This is a genomic window from Helicobacter typhlonius (assembly GCF_001460635.1).
Taxonomy (GTDB): domain Bacteria; phylum Campylobacterota; class Campylobacteria; order Campylobacterales; family Helicobacteraceae; genus Helicobacter_C; species Helicobacter_C typhlonius.
Genome location: NZ_LN907858.1, coordinates 1,726,378 through 1,748,624, shown reverse-complemented (window position 1 = coordinate 1,748,624; position 22,247 = coordinate 1,726,378). Strand labels below are relative to the sequence as shown.

The following is a 22,247-nucleotide window of genomic DNA, read 5'->3' as shown; positions in this document are numbered from 1 at the left end:
AAATATGAAATACTGCATTTATCTTTTAATGCTGTGGGTAACATATGTCTATGCCCTGCCAAAAAATATAGAATCTTTGCGACAAATGTATCTCAAACCCTCATCACAATGGCAAAAGCCTTTTGTTGATGAGGGAGTAAAATGGCAAGAACTTGCTCCATTGCCTAAAACCCCACCCTATCCAGATTCTAATCCCTACTCAAAAGCCAAGGTAGAACTTGGCGAAATGCTTTTTAATGACCCTAAACTTTCTGTTTCTAATCAAATTGCCTGTGCTTCTTGCCACGAGAAAGAATTAGGCTTTGGCGATGGTAGAAAGGTAAGCTATGGACATAATCGTCAGAGTGGTAAGCGCAATGCTCCAAGTATAACGATGAGTGCCTTTAGCAAGGAGCTATTTTGGGACGGCAGAGCAGACACTTTAGAATCTCAAACCCTTTTTCCCATATCTGACCCTAAAGAAATGGCTTACAATCCACAATCTGCTGCTAAAAAAATTGCCAAGATTAAAGCTTACAAGCAAAAATTTAAAGAAGCCTTTGGGAGTGAGAAAATCACTCCCGAGCTTATGGCACAAGCCATAGCTACCTATGAACGCTCCACTATGCTAAATCCCACGCGATTTGATAGATTCTTAAATGGTAAAAAAGATGCCCTTAAAGACAAGGAGATTTGGGGGTTACATCTTTTTCGTACAAAAGGTAGATGTATGAATTGCCACAATGGAGTAAGCTTTAGCGATGGGACATATCATAATCTAGGATTACATTTTATCGGGCGTAAATATGAGGATTTAGGGAGATATGAAGTAACACATAATAATGATGATATTGGCAAATTTAAAACTCCAAGTTTGCGAGGTGTATCAAGGACAGCTCCTTATATGCACAACGGATTATTCCCACATTTAATAGGGGTGCTTAATGCCTACAATGCAGGTATGTTTCACCCTAAGCCACCCAAAAATATAGACAATCAAGAAAACACAAAGGCACTTAAAAGTTTGCCATTTCCTCACACTGACCCACTCTTACAAAAACTTAACCTTACAAGTGATGAAATTGAAGCTTTAGAAGCATTTTTAAAGACTTTATAAAGTGCATAAATGCGAGAGAAAAAATAGGTGTAGTTAGCCTTGAGATATAGAATCTAGCTTTAAGGATTCTATATCTCTTAAGAATATTAAAATACAGGCACAATCTCGCCTTGATAGTGCTGCTGAATAAAATCTTTTACCTTTTGGCTTTGCAAAGCTTTTTTAAGCTTTTGGAGATTCTCATCATTCACTCTTGTGCTTTGCACAACTAGAATATTTGCATAAGGGGATTGCGCACCTTCCAAAATAAGCGCATTAGCACTGCTTAAACCTGCTTGTAAGGCATAATTACCATTTATTACAGCTGCATCAACATCATCTAATGTGCGTGGCAAAAGTGCAGCTTCCACAGGCTTAATCTTTAATTCCTTAGGATTCTCAACAATATCAAGCTCGGTAGCCTGAAGATTTGCAGAATCTGCTAATTTGATAAGATTCTCTGCTTCAAGCAAAAGAAGCGCCCTCCCACCATTACTTGGGTCATTAGGAATAGCGACAACTGCGCCATTTGGCAACTCATCAATATTTTTAAACTTACTTGCATACAGCCCGATAGGCTCAATGTGGATATTTGCAATCGGCTCTAGTGTGTATCCTCTGTCGCTTTTGAGTGAATCCAAAAAAGGCTTATGTTGATGAAAATTTGCATCAAGTGAGCCATCATTAAGTGCGCTATTTGGCGTTACATAATCCGTGAATTGCACGATTTGCAAGTCAATGCCCTCTTTTTCCAAATCAGACTTAATAACTTCCAAAATCTCTGCGTGAGGCACAGGCGTAGCACCAACCTTGAGAATAACTTTTGAATCTTGCCCTACATTTTGTTCTTGTGCGGTGGATTCTCCATCTTTTTTTCCATCACCGCAGCCAACAAATGCCAATCCTACTAATAATAATGCAGCTAGTTTTTTCATTATTTACTCCTTTGTATTTGCAGGGATAATTTCACCCTTATATTTTTCAAGGATAAAATCCCTTGTTTCATCGCTCAAAAGCGCATCTTTAAGCACGGCTATACGCTCATCGTCTTTATTGTCTTCGCGCGCGACAAGCACATTTACATAAGCACTTTTATCATTTTCGTGAAAAAGTGCTTCTTTAATGCTCATATTTGCCTGAAGTGCGTAGTTTGCATTAATCACTGCACCATCAACACTATCAAGCACCATAGGCAAAGAAGCTGCTTCAATAGGCTTAAAGATAAGTTTTTTAGGATTTTCTATAATATCCATTTCTGTTGCACTAAGATTTTGTGAATCTTTAAGTGTAATCACACCATTATCGTGTAGCAATATAAAAGCCCTCGCCATATTTGACGCATCACCCGGAATTGCGATATTTGCACCCTCTGGCAACTCATCAATATGTTTTACTTTATGAGAGTAAAATCCAAGTGGCACAACATAAATAGGTGCTAATGCCACGAGCTTATAGCCCTTCTCCTCGTTTGTCTTATCCATAAATGGCTTATGCTGATACATATTTGTATCACTGCTTCCCTCTGCTAAAGACACATTAGGCACAACATAGTCTGTAAAAGCTTGAATCTGCATATCCACGCCTTTTGCTAACATTTGTGGTTTAATAAATTCCAAAATCTCCGCAGCAGGCACAGGTGTAGCACCAACTTTGAGTGTTTTTACCTCTGCTTTACTTTCTGTTTGTGTAGTATTTTTGGCACTATCACCACTTTCACCACAGGCTACAAAGCCCACAATCAAGCCCCCTAAAAGAGCTAACTTAACAAATTTTTTCATACTTCTCCTTTATATTAGATTTAACGATGTGCGCGCAAACGTTTGACGATGAAATCGCCTGATGACTGAATACACTGCACCAAAATGATAATACATATCACCGCATAGGTAAGAATATCAGGTTTAAAAGACTGAAAACCTATGCGGTAGGCTAAATCCCCCAAACCTCCAGCACCTACAACCCCTGCCATAGCTGAAAATCCTACTAGGCTTACTGCCGTAATGGTAATAGCATTTGTGAGTGAGGGCAAACTCTCGCTAATCATCATCATAACTACGCGCATTTTACTAGCACCCATACTTATTGTAGCTTCGATGAGTCCTTTATCTACTTCATCAAATGCACCCTCAAAAAGCCGTGCAATAAAAGGCGTAGCCGCAATTACAAGTGGGATAATCGCTGCTGTGCTTCCAATACTCGTGCCAATGAGAGCTTTTGATAAAGGCAAAAGCAAGAAAATAAGCACAATAAAAGGGAATGAACGCACGATATTCACAAGTGAGCCTAAGATTCTATACAGCATAGGATTTGCCATAATGCCTGAAGGTTTAATTGCGCTTAAAAACACGCCTAAAGGCAGCCCAAACACACAAGCAAAAAATACAGAAAAACTCACCATATAGAGAGTTTCACACACACTTTTTGCGAGGCTAAAGGCGATTGGGTTGGTAAAAATATCGCGTAAAAAAAGTAGAAAATGCCGTTCGAATAAATCCAAAAACTCAAGCATTGCCCCCTCCTTGTTGCGCCACAGATACAGAATCTTGTGTATTTATGAGAATGGATTCTAAAGTGTGCTTAGAATCTTTGCTAGATTCTATATCTATAATACTCACTCCTTGCCCTTTAAGCCACGCTAGTGCCTCATCTTTTTTAGAATCTGAAGCAACGATTTTAAGCACCAAATGCCCGATTTTACTCGTAGCAAACTCATCAATATGTCCGCTTAAGATATTCACATCAATATCGAATTTGCGTATCATTTGGCTCACAAGCGGAGATTGCGCGTAAGGACCTGTGAAAATTACCCTATACACATTATGCAAATCCTCCAAATGCGAGATAATATGCTCTTCATCTTGAGGGAGAAAAGAAATGAGTTCGCGTGTAATGTGATGTTTGGGTGCAGCAAATACCTCGCTCACATTGCCCCTCTCTACAATCTCACCATCACTCATTACGCACATTTTGTTACAAATTTCGCGCACAACTTCAATTTGATGCGTAATAAGCACCACGCTCAAACCTAGTTTTTGTTGTATCTCACGCAATAATGCGAGAATGGATTGTGTCGTTTTTGTATCAAGTGCACTTGTAGCTTCATCACAAAGTAGCACTTTAGGGTGATTGGCTAATGCCCTTGCTATCGCTACCCTCTGTTTTTGTCCACCACTTAATTGGCTCGGATAAAAGTTGGCTCGCTCACTTAAACCCACAAGCTCCAAAAGCTCATCAACACGCGGCTTTATAGCCTTTTTGTCCCATTTGGCAATATGCAAAGCAAAAGCGACATTATCAAAGACATTTTTTGCACTCAAAAGATTGAAATGTTGAAAAATCATACCTATCTTTTGTCTTTGTTTTTGTAGTTCTTTTTCTTTGAGTGTAAGCATATCTACGCTATCAATAGATAATGTTCCACTTGTAGGCTCTTCAAGGCGATTAATAATGCGTATAAGTGTGCTTTTCCCCGCACCAGAATAGCCGATAATCCCCATTATATCGCCCTTTGATACTTCCAAATCAATATTTTTAAGGGCAACAAATCCATTGGGGTAAGTTTTATGAATGCCTTTTAAGCTTATCACTCGCGTTCCTTAAAGATTTGCACTTCTTGCTAAATTATATGTGTTTGATATAAATTTAAGCACAAAGAGCCGAGATTATATCACAAAATTTTTAAAATACAATATGTAAATTTATATTTTTGCAAACAAAGGCACAAAAATGCGTAAGGGATTCTATAAAAATGTAAAAATATCCAAAAAATTGCATTTATTAGAATTTAGCTTTGATTTGTTTTAGTTTTATTGTAGTTTTTACCCGCAGTGCTTACATTATTCTCGTGCAAAAATGTATGTAGATGTTTATATTCATCTTTGGTAAAAAATCGCTTCTTGCCACAAGGGAGTGCATTGAGATTCACGAAGCCATAGCTTATGCGACGTAGGTCTAGCACCTCCACGCCAAATGCACCAAAAAATCGTCGCAACTCGCGGTTTTTTCCCTCCGTGATACTCACTTTAATGCGACTATGTTTGGGATTATTTTTTAGAATCTTATAAGATGAAAAGGGTGCGAAGTCCATACTCGTAATATTGCTTTTGCTATGCCCACCAGTGCGCGCATTCTCACACGAAAAACCTTCTTCCATAGCCTTTATTATTTCTTGGGTGATTGGGGCATTAATCTTAACAATATAGCTTCGCTCTAGGGGAGATTCCATAAGGGCTTTTGCCACAGGCACACTATCTGTGAGAATAAGCAAACCCTCACTTGCAAAGTCTAATCGCCCCACATAAGTAAAGTGCTTAAATTTTTCCCCTAAGCTCTCGTATATCACGCGTCTGCCACGCGTATCGCTTTTACTGACGAGTTCGCCCTTTGGCTTATGATACACGATACAGGTAAAATGCTCCTTTGGCACGAGCTTTTTACTATCTATAAATACATTTTCACCCTCTTTTAGCACATAGTGTGAATCTGCCCTTACGCGCCCAACTCTTACGCGCCCTTCTTGTATGAGTTTGTCCGCTTCTCTGCGCGAATAGGTGCTGTGATGAGCGATGTATTGATTAAGGCGCATTATTTTAAGCCGGAGAATATATTGTTACCCGCGCTTACACTTCCTCTTGTTTTCATTAGTGAGTAGTTATTGCAACCAGATTCTAATCCATAATCACACGCCAACCCAAAAAGTTCGATTGCCTTGCGTTTATCTTGTCTCACACCAAGTCCGCCATCATACAGCACACCGAGATTGTTGCAGCTTTGGATATATCCGCTATCACACGCTAGAGTAAAGTATTTAGCAGCATTGTAGTAGCTTTTTTCCGCTCCATTTGAGCCTGTGGCATACATCCAGCCGAGATTCCCGCAACCAACAATATCTCCCTGCTGACAAGCAACATAGTTCATCTCTACATAACTCATTTTATCCTTTGTCATTCCATAGACATTATAAGTATTGCTCATTAGCCCCAAGTTGTAGCAGCCCAAATCGCTGCCGAGCTGACACGCACTACTATAATAAGCGAGTGATTTTTGATAATCCTTTTTTACTCCCACACCATTAGCATACATCCAACCAGCATTTGTGCAACCTAGAGAATCTCCGCCCTGACACGCTACTTCGTAGAGTTGTGCGGCTTGTTCTTTATCCTCTTTGATGCCATTTCCATTATCATATGCCATTGCAAGATTTGCACAAGCTACCGCATCTCCGCCCACACAAGCTTTGTAATAATAAGTTACTGCCTTTTGGGGATTAGGCATACCGGTATTTGCGCCATACATATAGATGAGTCCTGTGCCAAAGCAACCTGCGGCATTACCTTGCTCACAAGATTGTGCGAATAGTCCCAATGCACTCTCATAATCACCATCTTTTGCAAAGCCCATAGCGGCTTTAAGTAAGGTATTTGATTGATTTACATTATCAAGCATATTTTCAATTGGTTCGCTACCAATTTGATTTGCGGGAGTGAGGGGGGCAGAGCCTAAAAGCCCAGAGGGAGAGGCATTTTGCGTAGGTGGGATTGTATTAGAATCTGTGAGATTTGATGCGGTATTATCAAAGTCATTAGAAATACTTGCGCGTGCGCCCTCACTTTCTAATGGCTCACCAAAACCTATCACGGCGACACACACCGCCCACACAAGCACAAAAATCGTTCTCATCATATACCCTCTTCATCTATAATTTGCACTAAAGACAAGGCTTTAGAAGCAAAAATAATACCACTCTTTTAGATTCTTAATGCAAAGCTGTATTAAGCTCAATTTTTCTATTACTCCTAAAAGCTATCATCTTGCCACTTTGACTATCACAACGAAAATGAATGCCGTGTTTGCCCGATAACTCCCTACCTTTGTAGAGATTGCTTTCTTTGACGACAAAAGTATCATTGATTTCGGCGATTTTCTCTGCCTCTTCGGGCTTGATATAGAATACTCCTCCGGCTAAAACAGCAATGCCACCATCGACAATGCACCCATCGCCCAAGCTAATACCGGTGGCACTATTGACGCCAAGTAGGCAGTTTTTGCCAATGCTGATAGGATCGCTATTACCACCGCTTAGCACACCTAAAATACTCGCACCACCACCAATATCTGTGCCTTCGCCTATTACTACGCTTGAGCTAATGCGCCCCTCATTCATACAAGCTCCCATTGCTCCGGCATTAAAATTCACATAACTCGCGCCGGGCATTTGCGTATAGCCACCTGTGCCAAGATACGCACCAAAGCGCGTTTTAGCAGAATCTAAAAGGCGGATATTGTCATATTGTGGAATGACTTGCATAAGGTAGCGCGGGAATTTATCGACAAAATCGATTGCGGGGAACTCGCCCTCTATTTTTAATCGCACCTCATTTTCTCTTAGCCATTCCAATTCATAGGGTTTATTGCCGCTCCAAGCGACATTTTGCAGTAATCCAAAAATACCATCAAGTTGCAAAGAACGCAAAGGCGCTTTGCCTAAAGATAAAGCCAAAAGTTTAAGATATGCAGATTCTACGCTTTCGCATTTTTCATCTTTATAGATAACACAGAATCTATACCGAGCTCTACCACCCTTTGTTTTTAGCTTGCCTTTATTTGCTTGTTTTTGAAGCTCCAAAATCACTTGAATATTTTTGTGCGTTTGAGAATCGCTTAATGCCTCATTTAAGAAAGGAGTGTAAAGCTCAAGTGCCTTATGCACAAATTCCTGATTAATGCCATACACCGCTTCATTATCACTTTGAGCTATGAGTTCACCAGCTTTTGCACTCTCACATAGCACGGCATAAGTGCCGAGATTCTCTCCTTTCCAATTCATCGTAGGATAAGTTGCGCACAACACTGCCTTAGACTTTTTACCAATCTCCACACGCGCAATACCAAAACCTAATGGTTCTTTATACGTTGCTGACTTTTGGTATTCATCAACAAATAACTTAAATTTCTCAATGCCCATAATAACTTTCTCCTTTTTTCATTCTTTTTGATTTTGCACTTTTTTGATAAAAAGCTAACATTTTACATCATTTATCCTTAATAGAATAAAACAAAAACATTCATTGTTTTAAGCTTGACTCGTTTTTTTTTTTTGTAGTATGATTTTTTATACATAAGGTAAAATTAAGAGTTGGTAAATGGCACACAAGGACAATACATCAACGCGCATTGTTGAGATTCTAAAGCTCTTTTTACTTGGGCAAAGTATAGACCTTAAGGCATTATCTCAAGAATTTAATGTCTCATTGCGCACAATACAGCGCGATATGGAAAAGCTGTGCAAACATCTACCAATCCAAAAATCTAATGGAATCTATACATTAGAACCTTACGCTTTAGGAAGACTTAGCTATAAAGACCTAAAGCATTTTGCCAAGCAAAGCGGACTTGCAAATCTCTATCCAAAGCTAGATGCTGATTTTATTGTGGATTTGCTCAATCCCAACATCACTCAATCTTTTATTATCACTCCGCCAAATCGCCAAATGCCAGATTATGATACATTTGAAAAGCTAAGTATAGCCATTCTTACTGCGCATAAAATAAGCTTTGCCTATAAAGACAAAACACGACTTGTCGAACCCTACAAAATTATCCATATTAAAGGTATTTGGTATCTTTTAGCTGCGGAAAAAGACAAATTAAAGCATTTTACATTAAGCAAAATACACTCTTTGCGTCAAAACAGCACACAATTTAAACCAAAGAAAGAAATCCTCGCCCTCATAGATTCTCAAAATACAGAGTTTCGCAATGAATGCTCATACAAAGCAACTATCCATATATCCAGCAGTGCGCTAGAGTTTTTCACGCGCAAAGGTATGCCAAAAAATCTCAAACAATTACGTACAAATTCGAGTGGAGCGATATTTGAAGTGAGCTATGCCTTTAAAGATGAGGTGATTAATCTCGCAAAAATGTGGCTACCCGCAATAAGAATCTTAGAACCAAAAGAATTGCAAACACACCTTGAAAATCTTTTAAAAACTTACTTACAAAAAGCTAAAAGGCAGATTCTATGAATCTACAAATGCCCAAAATATCAATATATTTTACAAATTGCACTTGTTTGTATCGAAACGACATTATGTGTCGCAAGGCTTGTTTATTATTCCACAAGCTTTTAAAGCGAATACTTCACTCTTAAGGAGCAACGATGAAAAAGGTAATATTAGGCAGTATCGCAATTGGTGCAGTTACTTTGGTAGCAAAGAAGTTTTTAGATTCTAAGGCAGAAAAGGCAGGTTGTATAGACACCACGAGTTATGTGTGCGAAAAAGGTTTGGATTTACTTGAATCTGTTGAACGCAAATGCCAAAATATATCAAAAAAGGTAGATGGCTATCTTGAAAATGCGGACTTTAGCACATTGGATAAGATAGATTCTATCCTTGGCGGGAAAATCACTAAGATGTTAGAAGGTGTGGGCGAGATTGTAGATGCGGGTTCTAATGCTGTTGATAAGTTTGTAGCCAAAAGCTCATTTTTAGACCCTTCAGACAAGTCAGCTTATGCCCTTAGTGTAGCGGGAGGGATTGCTGAAGGGAATTATGATGACAAAGAAGCCCTAAGCAAAGCAAATGAATGGTTTCAAAAATGGGAGCAGTTTAAAGGAGATATTGCAAGTTGCACTCAAGCAATTGATGGCAGAGAAATAGATGATTTGGAAAATCTTGGTCGTGCATTTGATAAATACGAATCAAACATAGATGAGATTCTTGACATATTATCAAAGAGTAAGCACTAGATTAAGGAGAGTTGATGAATCTTAAAGATATGAGCGAGGGAGAACTTATGGAGTTACTAAAGGCAATTTTTAGCTTAGCTTCAAGCTTTAAAATCTGGGAGGTAACCAAAATGTTTCCTTTGGTTTGTTTATGGCTCAAAATAAAGCCTCATTTGCAAGGATTGGGCGCACAAGATGAACAACACGAGCATATCTTAGCAATCATCAACCTCATAGGTTCATATAGAGATACCCATAGAGCAGATTTTGAAGAGGTATTAGATTCTATCTTTTTCGTGGCAAAAAACAAAAAAGCAGATATATCTCAAATCATAAGGAGTCTTGTATGAGTGTCTTCATACTCGGTGTTATAGCAGCGATTTTGCTCTTTTTGCTTTATCACTCAAGTTTGCCAAATGCAAAAACACTTTTTGTTGCACTCGCGTTGATACTTGCCATAGCTATTCCTCCACTTGGCGTATTCCTTGTGTGCGTGGGGATAGTGTATTTTTTCATCACAAGCATAAAGGAGTCAGAAAATGGAGGATAGATTCACCGCAAGTTTGACTAAAAAGATGAGCAAATCAAATAAGCATAAGGATTCTCTATGATGCAGCCCCAACCCTACAAAGTAATATGCACAAAATGTGGCACAAGCAAGATTGTCTCGCCAAAAAGCGATGCACTCACTGCACAAGATATGCCCATTTGCCCAAAATGTGGGCAAATAATGAGTGAGAAACAAACTCCTAATGGGCTTGATATGCTACGCAAAAACATAAAAGATTTATTTTCTTAAAAAGGAGTCAAAATGCTTATGAAAAATATATGCAAAGTGTTGGTAATAGCTTTTGTGTTTATCTCAATCTGTGGTGCAGATGAGGAGTTAAAGCAAAAGGATATAGAAAGAATCTCAAATAAATGTCTAGAGACAAGGGGAGCTAAAATTTGTGATTTAGTGTATGCTGATTTATTGTTAAGAACAAATGCCATTGAGGACGAATCAGAGCTTAATTCTAGGCTTTCAAGTGATTTAGACCTCTATGTATCAGGCAACTATAAAGATGAAAAGGCATTAAGTAACGCTATTAAAGAATATGTCCATACACTTCACTCTCTAGCAAATACGGGCTTAGATAATTGGTATTGCAAAAAAGTGGCACAAACCTTTTTTACCCAAATGGCTAACGAACAAGGGGTTGATGTTTATATGCTAAAACAACAAATGCTGCTTGATATATGGGCAAGTAAGGCTTGTGGGCTTAAAAGCAACTTTGATACATTGGATTTAAATGCTATTGGCATAGATAAAAACAACATCACTATTGGAGATATGGGGCGCTGCGAGATTATCACAGAGGATAAAGAAAGCCTAGAGAGTTGTAAAAATGGTGAATGGGGCGATGGTGGATAAATGAGTGGCTTTAAAATGCCATAGGAGACAGATTTGATAGTGCTCACATTTTATTGTGGGTAATACAAAATTTATCTTAAAGGAGAGAAAATCGTTAATGAAATAAAAAGTTTCCTCGAAACGGAAAATGTAATCAAAAATTTGACTAAAAATTTGACTAGCGTGGCAAGCATATTTGGTGAGGAGAATGCTAGCAAAATCAAAGGAGAGAAAATGGGAAATGAAATAAAAACAAGAAATGTAGGTAATGATAATCTGTGGAAGCATTTGGGAGATATTGGCGCAGAGAATGTTTCTATACTCAAAGAAGCATTTGAGAAAGAAATAAGAAAAACTCGGCTTAATATACTCATCGTAGGTGGCACTGGTGTTGGCAAAAGCACGACTATCAAGGCATTATTTAAACACTGCAATCCAGAAAAAGAAATGGATATATCCATAAAAAGTGGTGGAAGTCCCGTAACTATGGAGGTAAAAGAATATAAAGTAAGTGATAATATCACCATATACGATAGTCCGGGGCTAGGTGATGGACAAAAAGACGAAGAACATAAACGCAAGATTCAAAATATTCTTACCGCCGAAGATGACAACGGCGATGCACTCATTGACTTAGCACTCATTCTTATTGATGCTTCAGCAGAGCGCGATTTGGGAAGTGTTTATGAAACTATCAAAGTCGTAGATCAGGTTCTTAAAACAGAAGATAGACAAGAGAGAATCCTTATAGCTCTTAATAAATGTGATAAAGCAGGCTCTCACCCAGAAGCCAAATTTGATTATGAAAAGGCAGAGCCTAATAATTTTCTAAAACTGGTGCTGGGTAAAAAAGTAGCGGAGATTCAATATAGAATCTTAGAGACTACTGGATTAAAAACAGAGCCTATTTATTATAGTGCAGGATTTTATGATGAGAAAGAAAACAAACACTATCCATCATACAATATAGATAAGCTATTTTATTATATCCAAAAGGGTTTGCCCCCACGTAAAGTAGCTGTACTTAACCAAAGTGCTACTGAAGGAGTCTATAAAGGAGAATATGGTAGTAAAAATGAATCATCTTTTTGGGGTTCGATTGCAGAGGTGATAAAAGATGTGGCATCTGCGGTAGTGCCAATGCTTGTCCCAAAAGTAGTTAGCGGCGTAATTGGCTTCATAGGCAATCTTGCTGGGAAAATCTTTCTAAAGCATTAGCCATAATATTGATACAATACTGCAGAATCTCCGCATTCTGCGATTGGATTCTCATTTTGTAAAGGAATCCCTATGCAAAACTACCTCATTCTTTACAATCCATATTATGAATCAAATGTGATTGGTAAGCATTTGGAGATTCTCAAATCTCAAGGGCAGGTAGCTTTTGGCAAAGTGCGTTCAAAACTGCGCACAGACAATGCAGATTCTAAGCAAATCTCACATCTTAATGACTATATATGTCCTTTGCAGCTTTTCCTCACAGATTATGAGCATCTCTTTGTCGCAAAGGTTTCCCGCGTTTGTGAAAGCTTAGAGAATCCACACATTACGCCAGATTATTATCAAAAGCTTGATGTTGAAGTGTGGTTTATCATAGAGGATTTGCGTGAATTGGTGCGCGGGGATTTTGCTAAAGTGCGTGATATATATTTGGCAAACTTCACCACGCCCACATACAATAACCGCACTTTTACCATTTATGGCAATCCTTATGAATATCCATTGCATATAGAGCTTAAAAAGCCTGAAAATTACTTTATAGAATCAAAAAAATATTATATTGACGCCTTGCAAAGCAAGGAATTTATAGAGATGAAAAAAGCACTTGTGGATTTGAATCTAGGCGAGAGTTTTATGAAGCATTGTCTTGTAAGCACATTAGAAAACCTCACAAAAGCCGAGCTAGAATTGCAACAATGATAAGCTAGAGAAGCAAAATGGTGCAGATTGCTCATCTATTATCATTTTTTATGCGCGAAGTTTTGAGCAAGAAATGTGGGAGTTTGCTAAAAGGCTTTTTGCATTTCTTGGCACAAAAGATGAGAGTGTTTTAGATATTCCCTATGAAGTGCAGGGCGTTAGCTTTCGCATAAAGGATATGTTTAAGTCTAAACCAAATTTAGCCACTTATAATACATTACTCAAAAATGATTCTATAAAAGCACATATTGAGAATCTTTTTAGCAAAAATCCATTGAAATTCTACCTTAGTGTTACTTTGCCACAACATATTAGAATCCTCCAAAAAATCCGCAACACAAGTGTGCATCAAAAACAAGCGCATTTGCAAGAGGCTTTGTATTTGCGCTCTGTTATGCTAGGTATAGGATTAAATGTAGGCGAAAGTGGTGTATTTACATCATTAATAGGAGCAAAAAATATGCTTCTAAAAATGACATAATCCCAAAGCTATTGCACCTTAGCTTGTCTAATGCTCCAAAGCCCTAGCCCCACAAACACAACCACCGCTATACACAACCCAACAAAAAACGCACTAAGGGCAAAAAGCTGATATTCAAACAATGCTATCAGCATAAGGGCAAAAAGCACATAGCTTACAAGTCGTAAAAATGATAAGCTTATCTGTGCACCAATCACAAAACGCGTTGAAAAGCTTGGCATTTTCTCCTGCGCTTCTTGTGTTTCTTGCTCCTTGCTCTCTTGTTTTTTAGATTCTTTTCTGTCATTGTCTTTTGTGGAATCTTGATTTTTTAGACGCTTCAATAAAGTGATAAATGAACCCCCTACGATAAGTGAAAAGCCCACAAAGCCTACTTCAAAACTCGCTAAAGATGCCACGCTCTGCATCAAGGCGATTGCTCCACCCACACACGCGATAATAATGAGTATGCCTAAAAATTTGCACGATGTTTTAGTAATATACGCCATTTTGTGAATCTTCTTCATCATCTTTTTGTGCGCCTTTGTAGCTATAACGAGGGTGTGCGGCTAACTCTTCTGCCTCTTTTTGCGCTCTTTTATACGCGCGGTAAAGATTTAAAATCGCTGCGGCAATGCCCCAAACAACACCAAGCCAAAAGAGCCATTTTTGTCCGCTTACTCGCTCTAAGAGTATGCCAATACCTATACCCAAAAGCACCGCCACAACGATAGAAATCCCTACACTTAATTCATTTGCTCCACTTGCGACAATACCTAAAGTCGGCTTTGAATCTAAAACATCATTGTGCTTAGATTCTAAAGCTTTGTCCTCATTTGTGCTATGTCCGCGCTCCTGCGCGTTTGTAGAATCTTGTGCTTGAGATTCTATGGAGAGATTCGAATCTTGCTTGGGAGATGTGCTTTTTTCACTCATTGTTGCCTCTTTTAGCCCTCATATACGATTTCATTAAAGGCTTCATTTGCTTTTGCTATGACTTCATCAATCATTGCTTCATTCATTGCGCTACAAATAAATCCTGTTTCAAACTGCGAGCAGGCGAAATACACACCCTTTTCAAGCATTTTTTGATGAAATTTTGCAAACATTTTAGTATCGCTTTTTTTCGCGTCATCAAAGTTTTTCACCACATTTTCATTAAAGAAAAATCCAAACATACTGCCCCTACAATCCACCTGTAATGGAATCTTATGCTTTAATGCAGCGTCTTTCAAACCATTGATGAGTCTTTGTGCAAGAGCGTTGAGATTCTTATATAAATGCGGATTTGCCTTGATTTTAGCAAGTGTGGCAATTCCCGCGCTTACTGCGATAGGGTTTCCGCTTAGTGTTCCGGCTTGATACACGCCACCCACAGGGGAGAGCATATCCATAATATCCGCTCTACTGCCAAAGGCAGCCAAAGGCATACCCCCACCAATCACCTTACCATAAGTAACTAAATCCGCCTCTACACCATAGATACCAATCGCGCCATCAAACCCAGCCCTAAAACCACTCATCACTTCATCGATAATTAAAAGAGCGTTGTGTTTGTCGCATATTGCCCTTAAATCTTGCATAAAATCTTTATCGGCGGGGACAAAGCCCATATTTCCAGCTAATGCCTCGATAATCACACAGGCTACATTTTTACTACTCTCAAAGCAAGCGCGCACAGATTCTATATCGTTGTATCGCGCTACAAGCGTGTGCTTTGATATATCGCTTGGCACACCCGGTGAGCTTGGTGTCCCAAATGTAGCACAGCCGCTTCCCGCACTCACAAGCAACGAATCGCTATGTCCGTGATAGCAGCCTTCAAACTTGATAATATCATCTTTTTTTGTGTAGGCTCGAGCTAAACGCAACGCGCTCATTGTCGCCTCTGTGCCGGAATTGACAAGGCGCATTTTTTCCACACTTTGCGTAAGGGAGATAATTTGCTTAACAAGCGTAGTTTCCTTTTGCGTGGGCGCGCCAAAGCTTAGTCCGTCCTTTATTGCCATTGCGAGTGCAGATTCTACATCTTTATCAGTGTGTCCAAATATGAGTGGTCCCCAGCTCTGCACGAAGTCGATGTAGGCATTATTATCCTCATCATATATGTATGCTCCCTCGCCCCTAGCGATAAATGGCGGTGTGCCACCCACAGAGCCAAATGCCCTTACAGGAGAATTTACCCCACCGGGAATTACCTGCTTTGCCTCGTTGAAGTCATTAATGCTTTGCAACATATTCATTTTGCTATCCTTTTAGCCCTAAGATATGGGTGCATTATAGCAACCCCTTTTAAATCGTTTTTATAACCTTATGTAGATTCTGTTAAGTTTAGAATTTGTGCAAACTATTTGTTTTTTTATCCTATACTTGAATGTGTTTTTAATATTTCTTAAAGGAGACGGAATGAAAAAGATTATTGTGGGTATGATTCTTGCAGGTGGTTTGGTATATGGTGCAAGCATTGATACTTCAAAGGCAGAGGTAAAATGGACGGCTTTCAAAACGCCAGCGAAAATAGGAGTTAATGGCAAATTTGATGATGTGCAGTTTAAATTCGGCACACCAAACAAGACACAAAGTTTAGAATCCCAGCTCAACAATGCCACGGCGACCATTGATGTGAATAAAATCAACACCGCCGACAAAGACAGAGACGATACGATACGCACGCATTTTTTCGGGCATTTTCAAAAGAAAGAGCCCATTAAGGTAACTTTCAAAGAAGTGATTGAGGGTAAAAACAAGGGCACACTTCTAGCAAATGTGCGTATGAATGGCAAAACAAACAAAGTACCTATGCAGTTTGAGGTAACAAGCGATAAGAATAAGAAACTTATCGTAAAAGGCGTGATTGATATAGGTGCATTTGGTGCGGAGAACGCAAGAGCGAGTTTGCAAGCGGCGGTAGCGGATTTGCACGAGGGCTTGACTTGGTCGCAGGTAGAAATTGCCCTTGAAGCGCCATTGAAATAACAAACTCTAGATTCTGTTTTACAGATTCTATAAAATTAGGGGCAAGATTCTGTGGTGCAATGCTTTATGCGGAAATGAGAATCTTGCCTTGTGCTTCTTTTTGTAATACACATATTTTTAGGATTTTAAATAGGCACAACTTCATTTTACGGGATTTTATCTCCCACATTCTTATGTTGCAAACTAGCACAATGCGTTTTTATACATATTTTTATTGTTTAGCAAAATATATCACATAAAGTAATGTGAGAAATATTAAGCATATGAAGTATAAAAAAACTTTAATAATTATTTGCCTATAATAAAAACATAACCTTTTTTGAGAGTCTCACAAGGGTTTAAGGTAAGCCTATAAAGTCTTTTATTAGCTTTCTTTGGAGTGCTTGTGTGAGCTTGATGGGTCAAACTACAAACAGGAGGATACATGCGAGAGGATAAGGTAATTGAGAGTTACGCAGGAGTAACACCTCAAAGAAAGAAAAGTAAAAATCCAGCCAAGCTTGATTTTTGGCAAAGTGCAACGGGATTATTCCTAGCTTTGTTTATGATTCTGCATATGTTTTTTGTCGCTTCTATTCTTATTAGTCGTGATGCGATGTATGCTGTTGCGAAATTCTTTGAGGGTAGCTTCCTCATAGAAGGTGGGAATCCTTACATCGTAAGTGTAGTCGCAGTAGTGATTATTATCGCGCTTGTGGCACACGCATTTTTGGCTGTGAGGAAATTCCCTATAAATTATAGGCAGTTTTTGGCTTTGAAAGTGCATAAGAGTCTTATGAAACATAGCGATACATCGCTTTGGGCGATTCAGGCATTCACTGGTTTTGTGCTTTTCTTTACAGCGACCGTGCATCTCTTTATTATGCTTACACAGCCTGATACAATTGGACCAAATGGCTCTGCGTATCGTTTTTGGAGTGAGCATTTTTGGATTCTATATATCGTGCTTCTCTTTGCAGTAGAGCTTCACGCTTCTATTGGACTTTATCGTCTTTGCATTAAATGGGGTTGGCTCGATGGATTAGGATTAAAGGCACTCCGCACAATCAAATGGCTTATGAGCGCATTTTTCATTATCTTAGGATTAGCGACATTTGCTGCTTATATGATGTATGGTATCAGTCAAACAAATCCTGATATCAACTACAAGCATTACGATGCAATTGAATTTGGGGGTAAATAATGAAAGTGATTTATAGTGACGCATTAATTATTGGCGGAGGACTAGCAGGACTTCGTGCTTCTATTGCAGCAAAACAAGCGGGATTGAATACTATTGTGCTATCTCTCGTGCCTGTCAAGCGCAGCCACTCCGCAGCGGCTCAAGGTGGAATGCAAGCGAGTCTTGGTAATTCGGTAAAGAGTGATGGTGATAATGAAGATTTACACTTTGCAGACACGGTAAAAGGGAGCGACTGGGGTTGTGATCAAGATGTGGCAAGAATGTTTGTTACAACCGCACCTAAGGCGATTCGTCAATTAGCTGGGTATGGTGTGCCTTGGACGAGGATTCAAAAAGGTGATAGACCTGCTGTCATTAATGGTGAAAAAGTAACAATCACAGAAGATGACTTTAGGCACGGCTACATTCACTCTCGCGACTTTGGTGGCACAAAGAAATGGAGAACTTGCTACACTGCTGACGCGACAGGGCATACAATGCTTTACGCGGTGGCAAATGAATCTTATAAGCTCGGTGTAGATATTCAAGACAGAAAAGAGGCAATTTCTCTTATCCACCAAGATGGTAGATGCTATGGTGCCGTAGTGCGTGATTTAGTAACAGGTGAGCTAAGCGCGTATGTCTCAAAAGGCACTCTCCTTGCTACTGGTGGATATGGTAGAGTGTATCGCAATACTACAAATGCCGTAATTTGCGAGGGAACAGGTGCGGCAATCGCTATGGAAACAGGCGTTGCAAAACTTGGCAATATGGAAGCGGTGCAATTCCACCCAACTCCAATTGTGCCTAGCGGAATCTTGCTTACTGAAGGTTGTCGTGGTGATGGCGGTGTGTTGCGTGATGTTGATGGCTATCGCTTTATGCCTGATTATGAGCCAGAAAAAAAAGAACTTGCAAGTCGTGATGTTGTTTCAAGAAGAATGCTTGAACATATCCGCAAGGGTAAGGGTGTAAAATCTCCTTATGGCGACCACTTGTGGCTTGATATTTCAATTCTAGGGCGTGCTCACGTGGAGAGAAACTTGCGCGATGTGCAAGATATTTGTAAGACTTTTGCGGGTATTGACCCTGCTACTCCGGGAGTTTGGGCGCCTGTGCGACCAATGCAACACTACTCTATGGGTGGAGTCCGTACAGATTACAGAGGCGAGACTTATCTCAAAGGCTTATTTGCGGCAGGCGAAGTAGCGTGCTGGGATTTACACGGATTCAATCGTTTGGGTGGTAACTCTGTAAGCGAAGCTGTGGTATCTGGTATGATTATCGGTGAATATTTCACAGAATACTGCAAAGGTGCGCAAATTGATGTGCAAACGGCTACATTAGAAAAATTCGTGCAAAAAGAGCAAGATTATATTGCTTCATTACTCAATAGCACAGGCAACGAAGATGTGTATGTGCTAAAGAATGCAATGAAAGATATTATGGATAATGATGTGGGTATTTTCCGCCACGGCGATAGCTTGAAAGAAGCGGTTGATAAGCTTGAAGAGCTTTATAAGCGCAGTAAAAATGTGCGTGTGCAAAACAAAAAGCTTCATAACAATCCAGAGCTTGAAGATGCTTACCGCACACCAAAAATGCTTAAAATCGCGCTGTGTGTAGCAAAAGGTGCGCTTGATAGAACAGAATCTCGCGGTGCGCATACACGCGAAGACTATCCAAAACGCGATGATGCAAATTGGTTAAAACGCACACTTACAAGCTGGGAAGATCCAAGTCAAACATTGCCAACAGTTACCTATGAAGATTTGGATATTATGAAAATGGAGATTGCTCCGGGATTCCGTGGATATGGGGCTAAGGGTATGATTATTGAGCACCCAAATAGTGCCATTCGCCAAGCAGAGATTGAAAAAATCACACAAGAGATTCAAGCAAAAGGTGGCGATAGATACGCATTACAAGAAGCTCTTATGCCTTTTAATCTCCAGCCACATTACAAAGCAAAAAATCAACGACTAGGAGATAAAAAATGAGTGCAACACAACAACAAGGAAGGACAATCACCATTCGAGCATTAAAGTTTGACCCTCAAAGTGCGGTTTCAAAACCACACTTCCGTGAGTATCAAGTCCAAGAGGCTCACTCTATGACGGTTTTCATTGCGCTTGGCATGATTAGAGAGCAGCAAGACCCGGATTTGAGCTTTGACTTCGTGTGCCGTGCTGGTATATGCGGAAGCTGTGCTATGATGATTAATGGACGCCCACGACTTGCGTGTAAAACACTCACTCAAGATTTCCCAGATGGCGTTATCACACTTATGCCGCTCCCTGCGTTTAAGCTTATCAAAGATTTGAGCGTTAATACAGGCGAGTGGTTTGCAGGTATGACTAAACGCGTTGAGAGCTGGATTCATACGCAACATCAACCAGATATTTCTAAAATCGAAATGCCTATTGAGCCCAAAGAGGCAGATGAGGTATTTGAGCTTGATAGATGTATTGAGTGTGGTTGCTGTATTGCAAGCTGTGCGACAAAGATTATGCGTGAGGATTTTGTAGGTGCTGCGGGTATGAATCGTGTAGTGCGGTTTATGATTGATAAACACGATGAGCGCACCGATGAGGATTATTATGAGCTTGTGGGCAATGATGATGGTGTGTTTGGCTGTATGAGCCTTATTGCGTGCCACGATACTTGTCCAAAAGAGCTTCCTTTGCAAAGCAAAATTGCTTATTTGCGCCGCAAAATGGTAAGCGTTGGTATGAAGAAATAATCCCCTTTTTCTGCCCTTGTGTAAATCTGCGAGGGCAGATTCTCTAGGTAAAGTATGCAATTTATCCAATCCATTTTTTTTTCATCATCAAATTTTGCAATATTATCACTTTTATGCTTGTTTATTTTTGCTGGTTGTTCCTCTATTGTGGCATCGACCAAAGATATTAAGAATCCTCAAATCCTGCATTCAAATCCCGCACCCATTTTTGACCCTTTGCAAACTAAAATTGGTTTGCCTTATGCACAAAAGTTAAAAGACAATCCTCATATCACAGGTGGTATGCTTGTAACCGATGGACTCGATGCATTTTTGCATCGTGCGCATTTGGCTCGTATGGCGGAAAAAAGCATTATTGTGCAGACTTATATCTATAAAAACGATATGGCGTCCCGCATTCTTATGCACGAGATTTGGCTTGCGGCTCAAAGAGGTGTTATTGTGAAAATACTGATTGATGATAATGGGCTAGATTCTGATTTTTCTGATATCATTGCGCTTGATTCTCACCCTAATATCGAAGTCAAAATCTTTAATCCCTATAAAAATCGCTCTAAGATTCTGCGCTATCCCGAAATGGTATTTGATTTTAATCGCATTAATCATCGTATGCACAATAAGCTTTTTATTGTCGATGATATTGCTCTTATCATCGGTGGGCGCAATATTGCGGATAATTATTTCGACCAAAATCTTGATGTAAATTTTGTAGATACCGATGTGCTTTTTATCGGTAAAGCTTCTTTAGATGCTATGGCAAATTTCTATGAATATTGGGACTTTCACCGCTCTATACCCGTTTCGCTGTTGCCTCTCAAGGCTCCCATAAAAAAATTTAAAGCCTCAATAGAAAAGATTAAAGCTAATCCAGAGTGGGAAAAATACGAGGAGGCCATGCAGTCTCTCATCGCTAAACACAAACACAATCGACTTTATTGGGGCGATGCGTTCTATATAGGTGATAAGCCACAAAAAGTGCAAGATTCGCAAATGCCAAAGCCCATTGCCAATGCACTTGTTGAGATTTTAAATCACACACAAGATAATCTTTATATATCTGCTGCCTATCTCGTCCCTAGCAAAGAGGGTATGAAGATATTTGATACGCTCATATCCTCCGGAGTAGAGGTGCAGATTCTTACAAATTCTCTTGCCTCCACAGATTCTCTTGTTGTGTATGGCGCGTGGGAACGTTACCGCAATCAACTTGTGAGAAAAGGGGCAAAAGTATATGAGTATCAATACTTTGGTAAGGGTAAGTCAAAGCTACGCGATAAAATATCAAAGTCTAAAGCCTCATTGCACAGCAAAAGTATTGTATTTGATGATAAGATTACTTGGATTGGTAGCTTTAATCTTGACCCGCGTTCGCTTAATCTCAATACAGAATCTGTGGTAGTTTTTAATAATCCACAATTTGCACGAGCCTTAAGAGATGATTTAAATGAGGACTTAAAAAGTGCGTGGCGTGTTTATGAAAAGGGACACAAAACATATTGGGAAGGTGAGCACGAGGGTAGTATGCAAACCTTTACTTATCCACCTGACACGGGCATTTGGACAAGACTGCTTAAAATGCTCTCAAAGATTCTGCCAGAAAGTCAAATATAGGATAATACAGAATCTTTTTTGCTCGTTTCAAAGATTTTAAGGTTTCATTTTTTTATAATCCTTTCCTGTGCGAAGTCTCTATTAGGCACAAATCAAAAGATGTGAATCTAGGAACTATTGACTATTTTGGAATCTCATCATATCTAATACATATACCCCCTATATGTATATTTACT

General features: G+C 39.4%; 25 protein-coding genes. 15 read left to right on the top strand and 10 right to left on the bottom strand.

Going from position 1 to position 22,247, the window contains the following annotated elements:
* Nucleotides 1-4: 4 nt before the first annotated feature.
* On the top strand, nt 5-1,096 hold the full coding sequence (locus tag BN2458_RS08690) for a cytochrome-c peroxidase (protein ID WP_034343352.1): 1,092 nt from the start codon (nt 5-7) through the stop codon (nt 1,094-1,096).
* Between the two features lie 86 nt (nt 1,097-1,182).
* On the opposite strand, the gene BN2458_RS08685 is transcribed toward BN2458_RS08690, so the two are convergent.
* The 7 genes from BN2458_RS08685 to BN2458_RS08655 form a co-directional block, all read right to left on the bottom strand.
* Entirely contained in the window at nt 1,183-2,010 is an 828-nt protein-coding gene (locus BN2458_RS08685; protein ID WP_034343354.1) for a MetQ/NlpA family ABC transporter substrate-binding protein, read from the bottom strand.
* Between the two features lie 3 nt (nt 2,011-2,013).
* Nucleotides 2,014-2,853 carry a MetQ/NlpA family ABC transporter substrate-binding protein gene (locus BN2458_RS08680; protein WP_034326899.1) on the bottom strand — a complete coding sequence of 280 codons (840 nt, stop codon included), beginning with the start codon at nt 2,851-2,853 and terminating at the stop codon, nt 2,014-2,016.
* A 20-nt stretch (nt 2,854-2,873) separates the two neighbouring features.
* Nucleotides 2,874-3,584, bottom strand: coding sequence for a methionine ABC transporter permease (locus tag BN2458_RS08675; RefSeq protein WP_034326898.1), 711 nt, complete (start codon nt 3,582-3,584; stop codon nt 2,874-2,876).
* Nucleotides 3,577-4,662: a methionine ABC transporter ATP-binding protein gene (locus BN2458_RS08670; RefSeq protein WP_034326896.1), complete on the bottom strand. Its 1,086-nt coding sequence runs from the start codon at nt 4,660-4,662 to the stop codon at nt 3,577-3,579. Before BN2458_RS08670 ends, BN2458_RS08675 begins: the two co-directional genes overlap by 8 nt.
* A 197-nt stretch (nt 4,663-4,859) precedes the next feature.
* The gene (locus tag BN2458_RS08665) at nt 4,860-5,660 is read right to left on the bottom strand and encodes a pseudouridine synthase (protein WP_034326894.1); all 801 of its coding nucleotides are present in this window, start codon (nt 5,658-5,660) and stop codon (nt 4,860-4,862) included.
* Entirely contained in the window at nt 5,660-6,757 is a 1,098-nt protein-coding gene (locus BN2458_RS10625; RefSeq protein WP_034326891.1) for a tetratricopeptide repeat protein, read from the bottom strand. Before BN2458_RS10625 ends, BN2458_RS08665 begins: the two co-directional genes overlap by 1 nt.
* A 73-nt stretch (nt 6,758-6,830) precedes the next feature.
* Complete coding sequence (locus BN2458_RS08655) at nt 6,831-8,039, bottom strand: 2,3,4,5-tetrahydropyridine-2,6-carboxylate N-succinyltransferase (protein ID WP_034343355.1); 1,209 nt, start codon at nt 8,037-8,039, stop codon at nt 6,831-6,833.
* Between the two features lie 178 nt (nt 8,040-8,217).
* Here BN2458_RS08655 and BN2458_RS08650 point away from each other — a divergent pair, with 178 nt between their 5' ends.
* The 9 genes from BN2458_RS08650 to BN2458_RS08610 all read left to right on the top strand — a co-directional run bounded on the left by BN2458_RS08650 (nt 8,218) and on the right by BN2458_RS08610 (nt 13,600).
* Nucleotides 8,218-9,102 carry a helix-turn-helix transcriptional regulator gene (locus tag BN2458_RS08650; RefSeq protein WP_034343356.1) on the top strand — a complete coding sequence of 295 codons (885 nt, stop codon included), beginning with the start codon at nt 8,218-8,220 and terminating at the stop codon, nt 9,100-9,102.
* 134 nt (nt 9,103-9,236) lie between these two features.
* Nucleotides 9,237-9,827, top strand: a complete 591-nt coding sequence (locus BN2458_RS08645; RefSeq protein WP_034343357.1) for a hypothetical protein — start codon at nt 9,237-9,239, stop codon at nt 9,825-9,827.
* Nucleotides 9,828-9,841: 14 nt separating this feature from the next.
* The gene (locus BN2458_RS08640) at nt 9,842-10,156 is read left to right on the top strand and encodes a hypothetical protein (RefSeq protein ID WP_034343358.1); all 315 of its coding nucleotides are present in this window, start codon (nt 9,842-9,844) and stop codon (nt 10,154-10,156) included.
* Entirely contained in the window at nt 10,153-10,356 is a 204-nt protein-coding gene (locus BN2458_RS08635) for a hypothetical protein (RefSeq protein ID WP_034327126.1), read from the top strand. The genes BN2458_RS08640 and BN2458_RS08635 overlap by 4 nt, the downstream gene beginning before the upstream one ends.
* 57 nt (nt 10,357-10,413) lie before the next feature.
* The gene (locus BN2458_RS08630; RefSeq protein ID WP_034343359.1) at nt 10,414-10,605 is read left to right on the top strand and encodes a hypothetical protein; all 192 of its coding nucleotides are present in this window, start codon (nt 10,414-10,416) and stop codon (nt 10,603-10,605) included.
* A 12-nt stretch (nt 10,606-10,617) separates the two neighbouring features.
* Nucleotides 10,618-11,220, top strand: a complete 603-nt coding sequence (locus tag BN2458_RS08625; RefSeq protein WP_034343360.1) for a hypothetical protein — start codon at nt 10,618-10,620, stop codon at nt 11,218-11,220.
* A 213-nt stretch (nt 11,221-11,433) separates the two neighbouring features.
* Nucleotides 11,434-12,417, top strand: coding sequence for a GTPase (locus BN2458_RS08620; RefSeq protein WP_052082165.1), 984 nt, complete (start codon nt 11,434-11,436; stop codon nt 12,415-12,417).
* Nucleotides 12,418-12,489: 72 nt separating this feature from the next.
* Complete coding sequence (locus tag BN2458_RS08615) at nt 12,490-13,119, top strand: HP0729 family protein (RefSeq protein ID WP_052082166.1); 630 nt, start codon at nt 12,490-12,492, stop codon at nt 13,117-13,119.
* Between the two features lie 73 nt (nt 13,120-13,192).
* Nucleotides 13,193-13,600: a hypothetical protein gene (locus tag BN2458_RS08610; protein WP_052082167.1), complete on the top strand. Its 408-nt coding sequence runs from the start codon at nt 13,193-13,195 to the stop codon at nt 13,598-13,600.
* An 8-nt stretch (nt 13,601-13,608) separates the two neighbouring features.
* Here BN2458_RS08610 and BN2458_RS08605 read toward each other — a convergent pair whose 3' ends face one another.
* From BN2458_RS08605 to hemL, 3 genes are read right to left on the bottom strand one after another with little or no spacing between them, the layout of a single operon-like run.
* Entirely contained in the window at nt 13,609-14,109 is a 501-nt protein-coding gene (locus tag BN2458_RS08605) for a hypothetical protein (RefSeq protein WP_138117637.1), read from the bottom strand.
* Nucleotides 14,072-14,515 (bottom strand): AtpZ/AtpI family protein, encoded by a 444-nt coding sequence (locus BN2458_RS09755; protein ID WP_052082169.1) that lies wholly within the window; start codon nt 14,513-14,515, stop codon nt 14,072-14,074. The genes BN2458_RS08605 and BN2458_RS09755 overlap by 38 nt, the downstream gene beginning before the upstream one ends.
* Before the next feature lie 11 nt (nt 14,516-14,526).
* Entirely contained in the window at nt 14,527-15,822 is a 1,296-nt protein-coding gene (gene hemL, locus BN2458_RS08595; RefSeq protein WP_034343362.1) for a glutamate-1-semialdehyde 2,1-aminomutase, read from the bottom strand.
* A gap of 163 nt (nt 15,823-15,985) precedes the next feature.
* On the opposite strand from hemL, the gene BN2458_RS08590 reads away from it, so the two are divergent.
* From BN2458_RS08590 to BN2458_RS08565, 5 genes are all read left to right on the top strand, one after another.
* Nucleotides 15,986-16,555: a YceI family protein gene (locus BN2458_RS08590; protein ID WP_034327133.1), complete on the top strand. Its 570-nt coding sequence runs from the start codon at nt 15,986-15,988 to the stop codon at nt 16,553-16,555.
* A 424-nt stretch (nt 16,556-16,979) separates the two neighbouring features.
* Nucleotides 16,980-17,738: a fumarate reductase cytochrome b subunit gene (locus BN2458_RS08580; protein ID WP_034327135.1), complete on the top strand. Its 759-nt coding sequence runs from the start codon at nt 16,980-16,982 to the stop codon at nt 17,736-17,738.
* Nucleotides 17,738-19,717 carry a fumarate reductase flavoprotein subunit gene (locus BN2458_RS08575; RefSeq protein ID WP_034327136.1) on the top strand — a complete coding sequence of 660 codons (1,980 nt, stop codon included), beginning with the start codon at nt 17,738-17,740 and terminating at the stop codon, nt 19,715-19,717. The genes BN2458_RS08580 and BN2458_RS08575 overlap by 1 nt, the downstream gene beginning before the upstream one ends.
* Complete coding sequence (locus BN2458_RS08570) at nt 19,714-20,460, top strand: fumarate reductase iron-sulfur subunit (RefSeq protein WP_034327137.1); 747 nt, start codon at nt 19,714-19,716, stop codon at nt 20,458-20,460. Before BN2458_RS08575 ends, BN2458_RS08570 begins: the two co-directional genes overlap by 4 nt.
* Nucleotides 20,461-20,514: 54 nt before the next feature.
* Nucleotides 20,515-22,071: a phospholipase D family protein gene (locus tag BN2458_RS08565; RefSeq protein ID WP_034327138.1), complete on the top strand. Its 1,557-nt coding sequence runs from the start codon at nt 20,515-20,517 to the stop codon at nt 22,069-22,071.
* The last annotated feature ends 176 nt before the right edge of the window (nt 22,072-22,247 follow it).